Source organism: Paucihalobacter ruber (assembly GCF_006494535.1).
GTDB classification, from domain to species: Bacteria; Bacteroidota; Bacteroidia; order Flavobacteriales; family Flavobacteriaceae; genus Paucihalobacter; species Paucihalobacter ruber.
In genome coordinates this window covers 106,907-124,281 of sequence record NZ_VHIQ01000001.1, presented here as the reverse complement: position 1 = coordinate 124,281, position 17,375 = coordinate 106,907, and the positions used below count along the sequence as shown (strand labels likewise).

The following is a 17,375-nucleotide window of genomic DNA, read 5'->3' as shown; positions in this document are numbered from 1 at the left end:
TAAATAATTAAAGCTTAAAATATTTAATATAGGTATCTAAATCTTTGTCGCCACGGCCAGAAAGATTAATCACTATAACATCGTTTGGTTTGAATTTTTTGTAATTGAACACTGCCAGCGCATGCGAGGTTTCTATCGCCGGAATGATGCCTTCCAACTGACTTAATTCCAATCCGGAGGTCATGGCATCGTCATCGGTTATAGCTATAAATTCGGCCCTGCCGGTTTTAAATAAATGGGCATGCATAGGGCCAACACCGGGATAATCTAAACCGGCCGAAATAGAATATGGTTCAGTTATTTGGCCGTCGTGGGTTTGCATCAACAGGGTTTTACTTCCGTGAATAATGCCTTCTTTGCCCAAGATCGAGGTTGCGGCACTTTCGCCGGTATCAACGCCTTTGCCCGCGGCTTCAACAGCAATGAGCTTCACGTCTTTTTCATCTAAATAATGATAAAAAGCGCCTGCGGCATTGCTACCACCACCAACACAAGCCATTACATAGTCTGGGTTGCTACGACCTTCTTTTTCTCGTAACTGCCATTTAATTTCTTCTGAAACTACCGCCTGAAACCGCGCTACCATATCGGGATACGGGTGTGGACCAACCACCGAACCAACAATATAATGGGTATCAACAGGATTGTTAATCCAGTCGCGCATGGCTTCGTTGGTGGCGTCTTTTAAGGTTTTACTGCCCGACGTTGCCGGTACTACTTTGGCGCCTAACATTTTCATTCGGGCTACGTTGGGTGCTTGTCGCGCAATATCTACTTCACCCATATACACCACGCATTCAATGCCCATCAAGGCACAAACGGTGGCAGTAGCAACGCCGTGTTGTCCGGCACCGGTTTCAGCAATAATACGGGTTTTACCCAAACGTTGCGCCAATAGTATTTGGCCAATAGTGTTGTTTACTTTGTGTGCACCGGTATGGTTTAAATCTTCGCGTTTTAAATAAATCTTCGTGTTGAATTTTTCGCTAAGCCGCTTGGCGTAATACAAAGGCGTTGGTCTGCCTACGTAATCTTTTAACAAAGCGTGAAATTCTTCTTGAAACGAAGGTTCAGCGGTGATTTTTAAATAATTTTGGCGTAGCTCTTCAATGTTGGGGTAGAGCATTTCGGGGATGTAGGCACCGCCAAATTCGCCGTAATAACCTTTTTCATTAACGTTGTAACTCATAGCGTGTTTTTTAATTGTTGTAATTTTTCTTTGTCTTTTAGTCCTGGTTCGATTTCAAATTTACTATTCACATCAATGGCGTAACAATATTTTGAAATGGCCTTATTTTTAAATTTTTCTAAAGCTTCAATATTTTCTAATCCAATCCCGCCACTTAAAAAGTAAGGTTTGGTAAAAGTGTAATGTTCTAATAGTTGCCAGTTAAAAGTTTCCCCGTTTCCACCGGGTAGCTTTCCTTTGGTGTCAAATAAAAAGTAATCGCAATGATCTTGAAATGGCATTAATTGATCAAAATTAAAGGTGTTACCAACTGAAAATACTTTAATTATCTCGATAGTTTTTAATGGGAATGTTCTTTTAAGCTGATGCCGTAGGGCTTTGCAAAACATAGGCGTTTCATCGCCGTGCAATTGAACGGCATCTAATCTATAATAGTTTATTTTTTGAATAATCTCAGTATCTGAAGCTTTTACAAAAACCCCCACTTTTTTAATGCTTGATGGTAATTGTGGTATGGTCCCTGTGAAATAACGCGACGATTTTTCGTAGAAAATAAAGCCCATATAATCTGGTGCAACAGATGCTACCTCAATCATATTTTCGGGATATTTCATGCCGCAGATTTTTAACTTCATGACTTGAGATTTTTGATAAAGGTTGCAGCACTTTCGCCGGCATCGTTGGTTTTCATAAAGTTTTCTCCTATTAAAAAACCCTGATAGCCGTAAGTTTTTAATTCCTTGATGGCTTCAATATTACTAATGCCGCTTTCTGAAATTTTCACAAAGTCGTCGGGTATTTCGGTGCTTAATTCTTTGCTGGTGTTTAAACTGACTTCAAAAGTTTTAAGATTTCGGTTGTTAACACCAATCAAATCAAGACTTGGCATGATGGATTTATGTAGTTCGTCTAAATTATGAACTTCCAGCAATACCTCTAAATCTAGGCTTTTGGCAAATTTGGAAAGATTAGTAATGTCATCCTTCGATAAAACAGCTGCAATCAGTAATATAATGTTGGCACCGTAGGCTTTGGCCTCTAAAATTTGATAAGGGTCAATAACAAAATCTTTTCTCAATAACGGCAATTGGCAATTGGCGCGTGCCAATAGTAAATCGTCAAGGCTACCACCAAAGTATTTCCCGTCGGTTAAAACGCTCATGGCACAAACGCCTGCTTGCTCATAGCCTTGCGCAACATCGTAAACGTTTAAGGCATTGTTAATGGTGTCTTTTGATGGCGAACGCCTTTTGTATTCGGCAATAATACCGGTGTCACTTTCTTTAATACGCTGAGTAACCGACAAGGTGTTTCTGCTAAACAATACAGAGGCTTCCAATTGTTTTACCGGAATCAGTTGCTTTTTAAGCGCCACTTCCTTGTGTTTGTCAAAGATGATTTTATCTAAAATGGTCATTTAATTCTTGCTTAATTGAATAAGTGTTTCTAAACTTTTTTTGGCTTTGCCTGAGATTAAACTTTCTTTGGCCAGTTCGAAGCCGTCCCGATGCGACATGCCTTTAACCGTGGCAATGGCCAAACCTGCATTGGCACAAACCACATTTTGTTGTGCTTCGGTGCCATGACCGCTTATAACATTTAAAAATATCTTAGCGGCACTTTCAATAGAATTGCCGCCGTGAATGCTATTTTGGTCAAGGTTGTCTAATCCTAGATCTTGGGGTGAAAGCATTTGTTCCTGGCGATTGGTGACGATTTTGGTGTTTCCGGTGAGCGAAATTTCGTCATAGCCGTCCAGCGCATGTACAATACTATAGTTAATGTTGGTGTTTTGATATAAATAGGCATAAAGCCTTAGCAATTCTAAATTAAATACACCAACCATTTGGTTGTTGGGAAAGGCCGGATTTACCATTGGACCCAACATGTTAAAAAAAGTTTTCACACCTAACTCACGTCTTATGGGTGCCACATTTTTCATGGCAGGATGAAATAGCGGTGCATGTAAAATACAAATACCGGCTTTTTCTATGCTTAATTTTAAAAAATCGGGATTGTTTGAAAATTTCACTCCCAGATATTCCATGACATTTGAAGAGCCACAAGCCGAAGACACCCCGTAATTACCGTGCTTAGCCACGTGAATTCCCGCGCCCGCCGTTACAAACGAAGCGAGTGTTGAAATATTAAACGTATCTTTTCCATCGCCACCTGTACCACACAAATCGATGGTGTTGTAATCTGATAAATCCACCGGAATACAAAGTTCCAGCAGTGCTTCTCTAAACCCCCTAAGTTCTTGAAGGGTAATGTTGCGCATCATATAAACCGTGAGAAAAGAGGCAATCTGACTCTGGTTATAAGCTCCTTTTGAAATATTGACCAAAACTTCTTTGGCCTCTTCGCTCGAAATGCTTTCGTGATTGATCAGTCTGTTAAGTATGGCTTTCATGCTTTATGTTCTATCCAGTTTTTTAATATTTGTTTGCCCTGTGGTGTTAAAACCGACTCCGGGTGGTATTGTACCCCTTTAATGTCAAATGTTTTATGGCGTAACGACATTACTTGTCCGTTGTCATCAAAGGAAGTAGCTTCCAGTACATCCGGTAAGTTAGCATCGACTACCCAAGAATGGTAACGACCCACTTCAATGGTTTTGTCCAAGTCTTTAAAAAGCGACTCATCATCAACAGTGATGTGCACTTTTGTGGCCACGCCGTGAAACACTTCGTCGAGATTGGTTAAACTGCCACCAAAAACTTCTCCAATGGCTTGCTGCCCGAGGCAAACACCCAAAATACTTTTGGTGGCGGCGTAGGTTTTAATAATGGGTTTTAGCAATCCTGCTTCATCAGGAATACCCGGACCGGGTGACAACAATATTTTATCGAAAGGTTTAACATCTTCCAGATTAAGCTGATCGTTACGCTTAACGGTAACGTGGCAACCTAAATCCTGCAGGTAATGCACCAAATTGTAGGTAAAGCTGTCGTAATTATCTATAACTAATACGTTCATATTAAATATCTTTTGCTAGTTCAATGGCTTTGGTTAAGGCGCCCAATTTGTTAAATACTTCCTGTAATTCGTCGTTTGGATTGGATTTGGCTACCAAACCGGCGCCGGCTTGCCAGTGCAATTGATGGTTTTTACTTAAAAAAGTTCTTATCATGATGGCGTGGTTGTAATTGCCGTTAAAATCCATAAAACCAATGGCACCGCCATAAAATTCCCTACTGGTGTTTTCATATCTTTCAATAAGCTGCATAGCCATGTGTTTGGGAGCACCGCTTAATGTTCCTGCCGGAAAAGTGTCGGCTACCACTTGCATGGTAGAACTTTCAGTGTGTTTTTTAGCAGTGACTTTACTTACCAGGTGAATCACATGTGAGAAATATTGCACTTCGCGATAGGTATTCACAGTTACTTGGCTGCCGTGTCTGCTCAAATCGTTTCGGGCCAGGTCCACCAACATCACGTGCTCGCTGTTTTCTTTTTTATCGGCGGTGAGTTTTTTAGCCAATTCGGCGTCTTGCTCGTCATTACCGGTGCGTTTAAAAGTACCGGCAATAGGGTGAATTTCGGCAAGACCTTCGTTTACAATTAGCTGTGCCTCTGGTGAGCTGCCAAATATTTTAAAATTGCCGTAGTCAAAGTAGAACAGATAGGGCGACGGATTGATACTTCGCAAGGCGCGGTAAACATTGAACTCGTCGCCTTTAAAATCTTGAGAAAATTTACGCGATAATACCAGTTGAAAGACATCGCCGCGATTACAGTGTTTTTTGGCTTTGTTTACCAGTTCTATGTACGCATCATCAGTGAGGTTAGAGCTTGGTTCACCATGCGTGCTGAACTCGTAACTTGGATAATTTTTTGATTGAATGAGCTGCAAAATATCCTCTAAATTGTGCTCTGTATCAAAACAATGCGCAAAGATATAAGCTTCGTTTTTAAAATGATTAATGGCTATGATGTTTTGGTAAACGGCGTAATAGATATCTGGTATGTCGAGATGATTTGGTTTTTTTGAAATATCAATATCTTCAAAATATTTAACCGCATCGTAAGCCGTGAAACCAAAAATACCATTGTTGATAAATTTAAAAGTAGCTTCGGAATGTACTTTGAAACGTTGTGTGAATTTGTGAATTTCAGTTACTACATCTACGTTTGTAGTATCGCCAATTTCAAAACTACCGTCGGGGAAGGACTGAAAGATTTTCTCATGTTTAACTTCTATGGAAGCAATGGGGTTAAAGCAAATGTACGAAAAGCTATTGTCGCTGGTATGATAATCGCTGCTCTCCAGTAAAATGCTGTTGGGGTATTGATCTCTAATTTTGAGATAAATACTTACCGGTGTAATGGTGTCTGCTAAGATATGTTTGTAATGAGTGTGTAAACTGAATGTATTCATTTGTTTTGTCAAAATTTGTTGAAAGCTTTCGTTTCTGCCATCATACGTTATTATATTTTCCTTTTTAACAGGAATTAAAAAAGGCTTGTCGTGATTTGACAAGCCTTATTATTTTGAATAATACAATGCAATGCGCCTCACGAACCGAAGTTTGTTGGGTACCACCACCAAGTATTATTAATTGTTGTTTTCATGTGTTTTATTCGCAGGTCAAATATAAAACGAATTTTAATTAAAACAAATCAAAAAAAAAGAAACCTGCCGATTGGCAGGATTTCTTTTGTGGTGCTATTAATCATTTGGGTATTTTAGAACATTAAAGTAACGTTCATATCAAATTCGTCGTAAATGGCTTTGTCTTTAAGGTCGTTAAAGAAGCTTGGTGAGCCATATCTTACGTCAAACTTAGATCTGTCAATTTTTAAAGTGGCATTGGCTTGATTGTTGGCCACGGTCATTTCAAAAGTTAACGGATTTGTTTTGTTTTTGATGGTTAAATCTCCTGTTACAACATATTTACCCGCACTACCTTTAACACCGGTTATTACGAATGAAGCAGTTGGGAAAGTTTCAACCCCAAAGAAATCGTCAGATTTTAGGTGACCTTCTAATTTTCCTTTAGAATCATCTGTTAAATCGGTCACTGTAATTGTAGTCATGTCTACTGTAAATTTACCACCATTTAATTTATCACCCTCAAACATTAGAGTTCCTGATGCTAAGTTAATGGTGCCTTCGTGATCACCGGTTACTTTATAACCTTTCCAGGTAATTTTACTGTCTTTTACGTTTACTTCTTTTACCAATAGGTTGGTGAAAGAGAAAAATGTTAGTGCCAATACGGCAACAAATGCGCTTTTAAGAATGTTCTTGTTCATAATTTTTAATTTACTGTTTATTTTAATTTATTGATTAAAGTGTTTAATATTTTTAGTTCTTCGGCGTTGAGTGCAGCCGTAATACTTTTTTCAGTTTCGTCAACAACAGGATCTAAGTTTTTTAAGAGCTTTAAACCCGTTTCGGTAATAAAAATTTCAACTTTTCGTCGGTTGTTTTCACAAACAAAACGCTCTACATAACCTTTTATAATAAGCTTATCAACCAATCGGGTGGTGTTACTCATTTTATTAATCATCCTGTCTTGTATATCCTGCAGATTCACAGGTTGACCTTTCTGACCTCTTAATATGCGCAACACGTTAAATTGTTCAATTGACAAATCGTACGGCTTTAAACTCAATAATAATTTGTCTTTTATAATAGAATTTAAATGAAACACATTCAAAACCGTTTTTCTCGAAAGCGGCATTGGCTGTTTTGTTTTCAATATATCTTCTAATTGTTGCATGTACAATATTTGTATATACAAATGTATGATGAATATCTGTTCAAACAAGATTTAACAACCTAATTTTTTGTTAAACTTTTAAACAAGTGCAAAGGAGGCTTTAATTTTATGGGTACAAATTATAATTGTAATGTTTGATTTAGTTGAGGATTTATTTAAGCGTACACTGTTCATAGGAATTTTATTATTGGCGGGTTTTTCTTGTAACGATAAAAAGGAAAACATGGCACAGGTTGCAGTTAACGCTCAAACTGAGGAATTAAAAATCGTTGACTTTGAAGGGTTAAAACCTTACTTAAATAAAACCGACGATAAAACTTACATCATTAATTTTTGGGCCACCTGGTGTGCGCCTTGTGTTAAAGAGTTGCCCTATTTTGAAGAGATTACCAAACAGTATCAAGGTAAAGAGGTTGAAGTTATCTTGGTAAGTCTTGATTTTCCGAGGCAGTTTGAAAGCAAGTTAAAACCCTTCATTGCTGACAAGAATTTACAATCTGAAGTTATTGCGCTGAACGATATGGATATGAATAGCTGGATTCCGCAAGTAGACGAAAGTTGGAGTGGTGCCATTCCTGCAACACTCATATACAGGCAAGGCAAACGACAATTTTTTGAAAAGTCGTTTTCCAAGCAAGAATTACAAACGCTGTTAAAACAATTTATAAACTAAAATTTTAAAATTATGAAAGTATTTAAAACATTACTTGGTGTTGTAGCCATTTTTGCAACACTGTCTTTTGCTAATTTAAACGATAACGAAGGTTATGATATTGGCGACATTGCCACCGATTTCTCTCTTGAAAATATTGACGGAAAAATGGTGTCCTTGTCCGATTACAAAAACGCCAAAGGCTTTATTGTTATTTTTACTTGTAATACCTGTCCGTATGCCGTTGCCTATGAAGACAGAATTATTGAGCTAGACAAAAAATTTGCTTCACTTGGCTATCCGGTAATTGCCATCATGCCCAACAATCCCGAAGTACAGCCAAAAGACAGCATGGAAGATATGAAAGCCAGAGCAAAGGCCAAAGGCTTTACCTTTCCTTATTTAATGGATGCCGGTCAAAAAATTTATCCGCAGTACGGTGCTACCAAAACACCTCACGTATACATATTGCAAAAAACCAATAAAGGCAATCAGGTAAAATATATTGGTGCTATAGACGACAATTATCAAGATGCATCCGCAGTACAGGTTAAATATGTTGAAAATGCCATTGATGCCTTGCTTAAAGGAAAAGAAGTGTCGGAAACCAAAACCAGAGCCATAGGTTGCACAATTAAAGTATAAGTAAAGCTTTCAATTTTTTATGAACCCGAATGTAACAACTCGGGTTTTTTTACGTCTAAAGTTATTAAAAAGTGTTAATTTTGTTCAACAATTTATTAAAATATGGCCGATTTAACTCAAAAAGAGTGGACAAATCAACTCAATCAAAGTAATAATGCTGTGGTTTTAGACGTTAGAACTTTAGACGAAGTTGCTGAAGGTGTGATTCCCAATGCCATTCATATAGACATATTTAAAGGTCAAGGTTTTATTGATGAGTTAGAACAACTGCCTAAGGATAAAACATATTTTGTGTATTGTCGATCGGGCAGAAGAAGTGCACAGGCTTGCGATGTGATGCAAAAGCTAGGATTCAAGGAAACTTATAATTTGTTGGGTGGTATTATGGAATGGCAAGGCGATATCGATTCAGTACAATAATTTAAAATGTATTTCAAAATAAAACATCTCACTATCTTATTTCTGACGTTCTCGCTGGCTTCCTGCATTAAAGAAGATAAAGGAGCGGTTCAACTGGTGTCGCCCGAAGAAATGTTAGAACTTCAAAATGATAAGTCAGTTCAGGTGGTAGATGTGAGAACCTCTACAGAGCATACACTTGAAGCCATTCCTAACTCACAGAATATCGATTTTAATTCGCCAACATTCGATGACGAAGTGAGCAGATTAGACAAAAACAGACCCGTTTTATTGTATTGTAAAACCGGACGCAGAAGCGCAGAATGTGCCAAAAAATTAGAAAACGCCGGATTTGTAAAAATTTACGAATTACAAGGCGGCATCTCCCGATGGAAATACGAAGGCTTTAGTGTAGAATCTAAATCCTAATCACCCTCATTTTTCAAGGTTATTCTCGAATTTACTTATTTTAGCAAATCTTTAATGCAAATTTAAATGCGTCATATTATTTTTGTTGCACTTTTCAACCACTCAAATCGTCATCAATGAAACCATTGTACGTTATAATTTTCACCTGGTTATCGGTGTTTTCGCTGTTTGCGCAAAATGACAAGGATAATAACTGGCTTTCAAACCAAAGTCAGCCACAGTTTGATAACATCCTCGAGCCTGTAAAATTTAAGGCCGAAGCCCAAAAGATATCCGATACCGAGTTTAAAATCATCTTAAATGCCACCATAGACGATACGTGGCATTTGTATTCCCAGCACATTGAAGAAGGTCCGTTACCTACCGATATTACTTTTGTAGACAGTGGTATAGATTACCAACTCATCGGAGAGACTTCAGAGCCTGATGTAGCGCCTTATTTTGATGAAGTATTTCAGGTTGATGTGAAGTATTTTAGTAACTCGGCCCAATTTGTCCAAACTATTCAATTAACAAATCCCGACTTAAAAAGCATCACGGTTGAAGTGTTTTTTATGACTTGTAATGACGAAAAATGTATTACAGGAGACGATGTTTTGATTGTTCCACTTTCCGATGATTTTGAAGCAGCCGCATTACCCGTTGCCGAAATTGACGAAAAAAGCAAAGCCATGTCTGAAGCCTTGGATTTAAAAATATCAGGGTGGGATCAATATCAGCCACAGGATGCAGAGGAGCAAAGTAATTGGATGATTTTTGTATTCGGATTTATCGGTGGATTAATTGCACTGCTCACACCTTGCGTATTTCCTATGATTCCGCTAACCGTGTCATTCTTCACCAAAAGCGCTTCCGATCCTAAAAAAGGACTGGTGAATTCAATTTTGTATGGTTTCTTTATCTTTCTCATTTATGTATTGCTGAGTTTGCCATTTCATTTATTGGACTCTGTAGATCCTGAGATTTTAAATAATATTTCCACCAATGCTACCTTAAATATTATATTCTTCATTATCTTTTTGGTGTTTGCTTTTTCGTTTTTTGGTTACTACGAGTTAACCTTACCGGCATCGTGGAGCAATGCCTTAGATAGTAAAGCCAATAAAGTTGGTGGCGCCATTGGTATTTTCTTTATGGCGTTAACCCTAGCCATTGTCTCGTTTTCATGTACCGGACCAATTTTAGGATCGTTATTAGGTAGTTCCCTTACCACCGATGGCGGTGCCATGCAACTATCTTTGGGAATGAGCGGTTTTGGTCTGGCTTTGGCCTTGCCATTTACCTTGTTTGCCATGTTCCCTAAATGGTTAAATTCTTTGCCAAAATCGGGCGGATGGCTCAATACCGTTAAAGTGGTTTTAGGCTTTATTGAGCTGGCATTGGCTTTAAAATTCTTATCAAATGCCGATTTAGTATTGAATCTTGGTTTCCTTAAAAGAGAATTGTTTATCGGTTTATGGCTATTAATTGCCATCGGTTTGGCCTTGTACCTCTTCGGAAAAATTAAATTTCCTCATGACGGTCCGTTGCAAAAACTAAGCAAAACGAGAATCGCTGTTGGTTTGTTAACTGTAGCATTTGCCATTTATTTAATTCCTGGTTTAACCAATTCCAAAGCTGCCAATTTATCGTTGTTAAGCGGATTTCCACCGCCGTTATTTTACAGCTATTATCAGCAGGAAAGTGATTGTCCGCTAGGTTTAGAATGCTATAAATCGGTTGATGAAGGTGTTGCAGCGGCCAAAGCTGCCAATAAGCCTATTATGATTGATTTTACGGGTTGGGCATGCGTTAATTGCCGAAAAATGGAAGAGCAGGTATGGAGTACGCCCGAGGTTTATAAAATGTTGAAAGAAGAATATATCATCATTTCTTTATATATAGACGACAAGCGTGATTTAGATGAAGGAGAACAGTTTAGTTATTTAAAACCTAACGGAAAGATAAAAGACATCAAAACCATTGGCGATAAATGGGCGACCTTACAGACCATTAACTTTAAGAATAATTCTCAGCCTTACTATGTCCTAGTAAATCCCGAAATGGAGTTGTTAAACGAAACCATTGCCTACACGCCAAATGCCGGAACTTACTTGGAATGGCTAAAATCTGGGCTTGCCAGTTTTAAAGGCAATTAAACTTGTTTGTAAACAGCTTCGAATGGTACTCTAAATCTGGGCCCATAAATACCTGCCTCGTCTCTAATTCCGCAGCCAATTACCATATTGATTTCGGCGCCGTATGGTAAGCCAAGTATTTTTTTAATCCGCAAGGTATCGCTGCCTTCCATCGGGCAGGTATCGTAACCAATGGCGGCCATACTAATCATAAAATTTTCGGCTGCCAATGCTGCGCTTTTATGGGCAACAATACGCATGTCGCTAAGTCGCGTTTGCCTGTAAATAGGTCTGAAGATACCAACAATTTGAAAGATGATATATTTTAAAAAGCCTAATATTCCGAAGATGTCAAAATAAATGGTTGGTATCACCTTGCCGTAATAATCTTTTGCCTGCTTTTTGCGTCGTTCCAGTTTTTCGGTTAGTTCAACCTTAGCGAAACTATTGTCTAAAAATTGCAAATTGGCCTTGGCACGTGATTTCCACAAGTCTTTTCTGGTAACCACCACCACCATTTGCCGGGCTGTTTTGGCCGCATTTTGATTAAAACAGGCTGCTGAAATTTTAGATAGCGTGTCAGGGTTGGTAATATGATAAAATTCCCATAGTTGTAAATTACTGCTGTTGGGAGCCAGTGCGGCGTTTTGTATACACTGTTTGACTTTTTCGCTATCGATGGCTTCACTTTTGTAAACTCTGGTAGACCTTCGGTAAGCGATGGCTTCAGAAACTGTTTTTTCCATATTAAGTTTAATAACTAATTAAAAATGAGGTGGTATAATTTTGAACCGGCCAAATATCCCAGAGCCAAAACCAAAGGATAGCCAATAAATAACCAGATATAATCTAAAATACCAATTTTGCTAAAAGCAGTCATTTGGTGTTCTGCTAAAAGATTGATAAAGTAGTACCACGATTTAATGCCAATTTTCACAACAATGGCATTGGCAATAATGGCTGTTACAAGAATTCCTAAACCTATAAAATACAACTTAATCATGCCGAAAAGATACTAAATAAAAGCACTCAAAAAAATACTAATGACATTTTGACATTTTAATAATATTGGCAGTACTTTTGAAACCTACAATTTCAGGTTTTAAACAATATAAAAATGGCCAAAACAAAAAAGAAAAAAGAAGAAACAGAAAAGATCTCAGATCAACAGCAAAATAACGATATGCCAAATGAAACCATTGATGTTGAAGCGCAGCTAAAGGAAGATTTAGCTAAAGAAAAAGACAAATTTCTCAGATTGTTCGCTGAGTTCGAAAATTATAAAAAGCGCACTACTAAAGAGCGTATAGACCTTTTTAAAACTGCCGGTCAGGAAGTGATAGTTTCATTACTTCCGGTGTTGGATGATTTTGACCGTGCATATGCCGAAATATCCAAAACTGAGGAAAAGGAGTTGTTGATAGGTGTGGAACTTATAAAAAACAAACTTAACAATACACTAAAAAACAAAGGTTTAGAGCAAATGGAGTTAAAACCGGGTGACGATTTTAACGCCGATATCCACGAAGCCATCACGCAGATACCGGCACCTTCCGAAGAATTAAAAGGTAAAATTGTTGATATATTAGAAAAAGGTTATAAACTGGGAGATAAAGTGATTCGTTTCCCAAAGGTCGTGATTGGGCAGTAATTAACCGTTACAACAAAATAAGATTTACATGAAAGAAGATTATTATAAAATATTAGGGATAGACAAAAGTGCTGATGCGGCCGAAATTAAAAAGGCCTACCGCAAAATGGCTTTAAAGTATCATCCCGATAAAAATCCGGACGATAAAGAAGCCGAAGCCATGTTTAAAAAAGCGGCCGAGGCCTACGAAATTTTGAGTAATCCCGATAAAAAAGCCAGATATGATCAGTATGGGCATGCGGCTTTTGACGGTGCCGGCGGCTTTGGCGGTGGCGGCATGAATATGGATGACATCTTCAGTCAGTTTGGCGATATATTTGGAGGCGCTTTTGGCGGTGGCGGTTTTTCAGGTTTTGGTGGCGGATTTAGCGGTGGCGGACAAAGACGTACCAAGGGCAGTAATTTAAGGATTCGAGTAAAGCTTAACTTAGATGAAATAGCCAATGGTGTTGAAAAGAAATTAAAGGTTAAACGCAAGGTCACTGCACCGGGTACGACTTATAAAACTTGTCCAACTTGCAACGGCTCGGGTCAGATTACACGCATTACCAATACCATTTTAGGCCGTATGCAAACGGCTTCGCCTTGTACTACTTGTGGTGGCTCGGGTCAAATTATAGATAGTAAATCTGCCGGTTCCGATGCGGATGGTTTAATTTTTAAAGAAGAAACAGTATCGGTTAAAATACCCGCTGGTGTGGTTGACGGTATGCAATTAAAAGTTACAGGAAAGGGTAACGATGCACCGGGTAGCAACGGTATTCCGGGCGATTTATTGGTGGTTATTCAGGAAGAATCGCACCCAACCCTAAAGCGCGAAGGCGATAATCTTCATTACGACCTATATGTGAGTCTGCCCGATGCCATTTTAGGTGCTACTAAAGACATTGATACGGTTACCGGCAAGGTGCGTATAAAAATTGAACCGGGCGTGCAATCGGGTAAAATATTAAGACTTAGAGGTAAAGGAATTAGCAGCATTAATAGCTATGGTAAGGGTGATTTATTGGTGCATGTCAACGTCTGGACACCAAAAACACTCAGCAAAAAGCAACGGGATTTCTTTGAGGAAATGCGTACAGATGAGCACTTTGAGCCAAAACCAGACCATAACGATAAATCCTTTTTTGAAAAAGTTAAAGATATGTTTTCTTAATTTCTAAAGATTAAACAAAAAGTATTATATTTGCAGAGTCACTAAACTAGTTTAGTGGTAATTTTTCTTTTTCATAGCAATTTTTTCCCATCCTTAAGTCAAATTAAGGGTGGGTTTTGTTTTTTTAATAAGATTTATTTCAGCCTAAATTAGATTTTGTTTAACTTTTACATGCTGGAAATTTTTATCGGATTATAATTTTAAACAATCTTAATTTCTCAAAAAAACATCATTAAAAAAGGTACTTATCATCGGGTTAAATGCGCGAGTATTAATATATTTACAAAAATTAAAAACCTCTGTTAATCAATTTTTATGAATGAACTACTGGTAGCTGAAAATGTTTCTAAAAACTTTGGAAAATTTACAGCGCTTAACAATGTGTCATTGTCGGTCCCTAAGGGAAGTATATTTGGATTACTAGGTCCTAATGGAGCCGGTAAAACAACCTTCATACGCATTATTAACCAAATTACCATGCCCGACAGTGGCGCGGTCTTTTTGGATGGTGCGCCGCTTAACCCGATACACATTAAAGATATAGGATATTTACCGGAGGAACGAGGACTTTACAAATCGATGAAGGTGGGCGAGCAGGTCATGTATTTGGCGCAACTCAAGGGTTTGTCTAAAGCTGAGGCTAAAGAACGACTCAAGTATTGGTTTGATAGGTTTGATATTTCGGAGTGGTGGAATAAAAAAATTGAAGAACTCAGTAAAGGTCAGGCGCAAAAAATACAGTTTGTGGTAACGGTCTTGCACCAACCCAAGTTATTGATTTTTGATGAGCCTTTTTCCGGTTTTGATCCCATAAATGCCAATTTAATTAAAGACGAAATTTTAAGATTGCGCGATGAAGGCGCTACCGTCATTTTTTCAACCCACCGGATGGAATCGGTTGAAGAGTTGTGCGACCACATTGCGCTTATTCACCAGTCTAACAAGATATTGGATGGTAAGCTTATCGATATTAAAAAGCAGTTTAAAACCAATACTTACGAGGTTGGACTTCAAACTACCGATTCTGATGCGCTTATTAAAAAGCTAGAAATGCACTTTGAGGTATTACCGGCAACCTTTAAAAATTTAAACGACGATGTTAAACTCAATATCAAGATAAAAGAACAAACCTCACCCAACGAATTGTTGAGTTATTTAACGCAACAGGCCGAAGTACATCACTTTGTTGAGGTAGTACCATCGGCCAATGACATATTTATTCAAACGGTAAAAAATCATTAATAATGAATCATTTATCACTTATTATCAAGCGGGAATATTTAACCAAGGTTAAAAACAAGTCGTTTATTGTTATGACCATTTTGAGTCCGTTAATTGTAGTGGCACTTTTTTCGGTTGTGGCATATTTGGCGCAGCTAAACAGCAATAAAGAGCGTACTATTAGTGTTTTAGATGAAACTGGTATGTTGGTCGAGGCATTTGAAAATACCAAAACTACAACCTATCAGATCATTGAAAATAGTTCCTTAGATACGGCATTAGAGTTGGTGAAGGCTAATAAAAATTACGGACTATTGCACATTCCGAAGGCCGATAACCCAAGTGATATTTCAAAAGGAGTCAAATTTTATTCTGAAGAATCACCTTCCTTAACGGTGATCAGTGCATTGGAAAATAAAATAGAAAAATTGCTAACCGACAAGCAGTTAATAGCGCAAGGGGTAGATATCGAAAAAATAAAGTCCTCCAGTATCTCGGTTGAAATTAATCAGGAGAGTTTTACCGGACAGAAGTCTTCTAAAATAGACAACCTATTAAAGTTGGCCTTTGGTGGTGCTGCCGGTTATTTGTTGTTTATGTTTATCATTATTTACGGCAACATGATCATGCGTAGTGTGATAGAAGAAAAAACCAGTCGTATTATAGAAGTGATTATTTCTTCGGTGAAGCCCATTCAACTGATGATGGGAAAAATTATAGGCACCTCACTGGCAGGCATCACACAATTTGTTATTTGGGTGGTATTGGGTGGTATCATATTAACGATTGTTAGTGCTATATTTGGTGTTAATATTACCCAAATGCAATCTGACCAGATGGCCATGGCGCAAGACGCTATGCAATCACCACAGGCCGAAAATATGGCTCAGAATGTGTTGATAGCCATTCAAAATTTACCTATAGCCAACCTGGTAGTGGCCTTTTTGTTTTTCTTTATCGGTGGCTATTTGCTCTACAGCTCGCTTTATGCCGCTATTGGTGCGGCAGTTGACAACGAAACCGACACCCAGCAATTTATGATGCCGGTTTTAATGCCTTTAATTCTGGCTGTTTATGTGGGTGTTTTTACGGTGATTGAAGATCCGCATGGTACCGTTTCAACAGTCTTTTCATTTGTACCCTTCACTTCACCTGTAGTAATGCTCATGCGAATTCCGTTTGGTGTACCCATTTGGCAACAGCTGTTATCGTTGCTACTCTTAATAGGAACCTTTATCTTTACCGTATGGTTTGCCGCTAAAATATACAGAGTAGGTATTCTTATGTATGGCAAAAAACCCAGTTATAAAGAACTGTTTAAATGGTTAAAATATTAAAATGGACGAAATAAAAAACTTTTTAAATAAATCCATTCAGTTAGGGGAAAACTTCAGTATATCAATTCAAGGCATCTTAGTTATCCTGGTTATTTTTATCATAACCGCATTTATTTTAAAGTTTGTTAAAAAAATTGTTACGCGTAAACTACCGGATGAAGACAAGCTAAAGTTTAATTCGGTTTTTTCATTTACCAAGTTTTTCATTTATCTGGTAGTTGTTTTAGTATCGCTTCAAAACATGGGAGCGCAACTTACGGCCGTGTTGACGGCTTCAGCAGCGCTTCTGGTAGGCATTGGTCTAGCACTTCAAACGTTTTTTCAAGACATCATTTCGGGGATATTTATTTTGGTGGATCAGTCGGTACATGTGGGCGATATCATTGAAATAGACGGCAAAGTAGGTCGTGTGGTAGACATCAAACTAAGAACCACTCGTGCTGTTACTATTAGCAATAAGGTTTTGGTTATTCCTAACCATAAATATCTCACCTCGATTCTTTTTAATTGGACTGAAAATGGTGCACTTACTAGAGAATTTGTTGAGGTTGGGGTGGCTTACGGCAGTGATGTTAACCTGGTAACCAAATTATTATTACAAGCAGCCCATGAACATCCAAGGGTTTTAAAAGATCCTGAACCTGCTGTTTTATTCATGGATTTTGGAGAAAGTTCGTTAGATTTCAGACTAATTTTTACCGTAAACGATAGTTTTACGGCGGCTCTTCCAAAAAGCGACATACGTTACCGAATTAACCAACTGTTCATTGAACATAAGGTTACCATCCCGTTCCCTCAGCGAGATGTGTATTTAAAACAAACAAATTAAATTATTTAAAGCCCTGATAAA

Annotated in this window: 20 protein-coding genes; 10 read left to right on the top strand and 10 right to left on the bottom strand. The window is 38.0% G+C overall.

Annotation, left to right across the window (positions count from 1 at the left end; translation table 11 throughout):
* Positions 1-7: 7 nt before the first annotated feature.
* The 8 genes from trpB to FJ651_RS00545 form a co-directional block, all read right to left on the bottom strand.
* Positions 8-1,189, bottom strand: coding sequence for a tryptophan synthase subunit beta (gene trpB, locus FJ651_RS00580; protein ID WP_140988459.1), 1,182 nt, complete (start codon positions 1,187-1,189; stop codon positions 8-10).
* Entirely contained in the window at positions 1,186-1,824 is a 639-nt protein-coding gene (locus FJ651_RS00575; RefSeq protein WP_140988458.1) for a phosphoribosylanthranilate isomerase, read from the bottom strand. Before FJ651_RS00575 ends, trpB begins: the two co-directional genes overlap by 4 nt.
* The gene (trpC, locus tag FJ651_RS00570) at positions 1,821-2,606 is read right to left on the bottom strand and encodes an indole-3-glycerol phosphate synthase TrpC (RefSeq protein ID WP_140988457.1); all 786 of its coding nucleotides are present in this window, start codon (positions 2,604-2,606) and stop codon (positions 1,821-1,823) included. The genes FJ651_RS00575 and trpC overlap by 4 nt, the downstream gene beginning before the upstream one ends.
* Complete coding sequence (gene trpD, locus FJ651_RS00565; protein WP_140988456.1) at positions 2,607-3,602, bottom strand: anthranilate phosphoribosyltransferase; 996 nt, start codon at positions 3,600-3,602, stop codon at positions 2,607-2,609.
* Entirely contained in the window at positions 3,599-4,168 is a 570-nt protein-coding gene (locus FJ651_RS00560; protein ID WP_140988455.1) for an anthranilate synthase component II, read from the bottom strand. The genes trpD and FJ651_RS00560 overlap by 4 nt, the downstream gene beginning before the upstream one ends.
* A gap of 1 nt (position 4,169) precedes the next feature.
* Positions 4,170-5,570, bottom strand: a complete 1,401-nt coding sequence (locus FJ651_RS00555; protein WP_140988454.1) for an anthranilate synthase component I family protein — start codon at positions 5,568-5,570, stop codon at positions 4,170-4,172.
* Positions 5,571-5,878: 308 nt separating this feature from the next.
* Entirely contained in the window at positions 5,879-6,448 is a 570-nt protein-coding gene (locus tag FJ651_RS00550; RefSeq protein WP_140988453.1) for a YceI family protein, read from the bottom strand.
* A gap of 17 nt (positions 6,449-6,465) precedes the next feature.
* Positions 6,466-6,918 (bottom strand): MarR family winged helix-turn-helix transcriptional regulator, encoded by a 453-nt coding sequence (locus FJ651_RS00545; RefSeq protein WP_140988452.1) that lies wholly within the window; start codon positions 6,916-6,918, stop codon positions 6,466-6,468.
* A gap of 130 nt (positions 6,919-7,048) precedes the next feature.
* On the opposite strand from FJ651_RS00545, the gene FJ651_RS00540 reads away from it, so the two are divergent.
* The 5 genes from FJ651_RS00540 (at position 7,049) to FJ651_RS00520 (ending at position 11,181) form a co-directional block, all read left to right on the top strand.
* Positions 7,049-7,591, top strand: a complete 543-nt coding sequence (locus tag FJ651_RS00540) for a TlpA family protein disulfide reductase (protein ID WP_140988451.1) — start codon at positions 7,049-7,051, stop codon at positions 7,589-7,591.
* Positions 7,592-7,603: 12 nt separating this feature from the next.
* Complete coding sequence (locus FJ651_RS00535) at positions 7,604-8,215, top strand: thioredoxin family protein (protein WP_140988450.1); 612 nt, start codon at positions 7,604-7,606, stop codon at positions 8,213-8,215.
* Between the two features lie 102 nt (positions 8,216-8,317).
* Complete coding sequence (locus FJ651_RS00530) at positions 8,318-8,635, top strand: rhodanese-like domain-containing protein (RefSeq protein ID WP_140988449.1); 318 nt, start codon at positions 8,318-8,320, stop codon at positions 8,633-8,635.
* Positions 8,636-8,641: 6 nt separating this feature from the next.
* The gene (locus tag FJ651_RS00525) at positions 8,642-9,043 is read left to right on the top strand and encodes a rhodanese-like domain-containing protein (protein WP_140988448.1); all 402 of its coding nucleotides are present in this window, start codon (positions 8,642-8,644) and stop codon (positions 9,041-9,043) included.
* 116 nt (positions 9,044-9,159) lie between these two features.
* Positions 9,160-11,181: a protein-disulfide reductase DsbD family protein gene (locus tag FJ651_RS00520; RefSeq protein ID WP_140988447.1), complete on the top strand. Its 2,022-nt coding sequence runs from the start codon at positions 9,160-9,162 to the stop codon at positions 11,179-11,181.
* On the opposite strand, the gene FJ651_RS00515 is transcribed toward FJ651_RS00520, so the two are convergent.
* Both FJ651_RS00515 and FJ651_RS00510 read right to left on the bottom strand, forming a co-directional pair.
* Positions 11,178-11,906: a nitroreductase family protein gene (locus FJ651_RS00515; RefSeq protein WP_140988446.1), complete on the bottom strand. Its 729-nt coding sequence runs from the start codon at positions 11,904-11,906 to the stop codon at positions 11,178-11,180. The two genes, FJ651_RS00520 and FJ651_RS00515, sit on opposite strands and share 4 nt — an antisense overlap.
* 14 nt (positions 11,907-11,920) lie before the next feature.
* Entirely contained in the window at positions 11,921-12,163 is a 243-nt protein-coding gene (locus FJ651_RS00510) for a DUF7672 family protein (RefSeq protein ID WP_140988445.1), read from the bottom strand.
* Between the two features lie 114 nt (positions 12,164-12,277).
* On the opposite strand from FJ651_RS00510, the gene FJ651_RS00505 reads away from it, so the two are divergent.
* The 5 genes from FJ651_RS00505 (at position 12,278) to FJ651_RS00485 (ending at position 17,354) form a co-directional block, all read left to right on the top strand.
* Positions 12,278-12,811 carry a nucleotide exchange factor GrpE gene (locus FJ651_RS00505; RefSeq protein ID WP_140988444.1) on the top strand — a complete coding sequence of 178 codons (534 nt, stop codon included), beginning with the start codon at positions 12,278-12,280 and terminating at the stop codon, positions 12,809-12,811.
* Between the two features lie 28 nt (positions 12,812-12,839).
* A complete protein-coding gene (gene dnaJ / locus FJ651_RS00500; RefSeq protein ID WP_140988443.1) occupies positions 12,840-13,967 on the top strand; it encodes a molecular chaperone DnaJ in 1,128 nt (375 codons plus the stop codon).
* Positions 13,968-14,282: 315 nt separating this feature from the next.
* Positions 14,283-15,209 carry an ABC transporter ATP-binding protein gene (locus FJ651_RS00495; protein WP_140988442.1) on the top strand — a complete coding sequence of 309 codons (927 nt, stop codon included), beginning with the start codon at positions 14,283-14,285 and terminating at the stop codon, positions 15,207-15,209.
* A gap of 2 nt (positions 15,210-15,211) precedes the next feature.
* Positions 15,212-16,525, top strand: coding sequence for an ABC transporter permease (locus tag FJ651_RS00490; RefSeq protein ID WP_140988441.1), 1,314 nt, complete (start codon positions 15,212-15,214; stop codon positions 16,523-16,525).
* Position 16,526: 1 nt separating this feature from the next.
* Positions 16,527-17,354, top strand: a complete 828-nt coding sequence (locus tag FJ651_RS00485) for a mechanosensitive ion channel family protein (protein WP_140988440.1) — start codon at positions 16,527-16,529, stop codon at positions 17,352-17,354.
* Positions 17,355-17,375 lie beyond the last annotated feature (21 nt).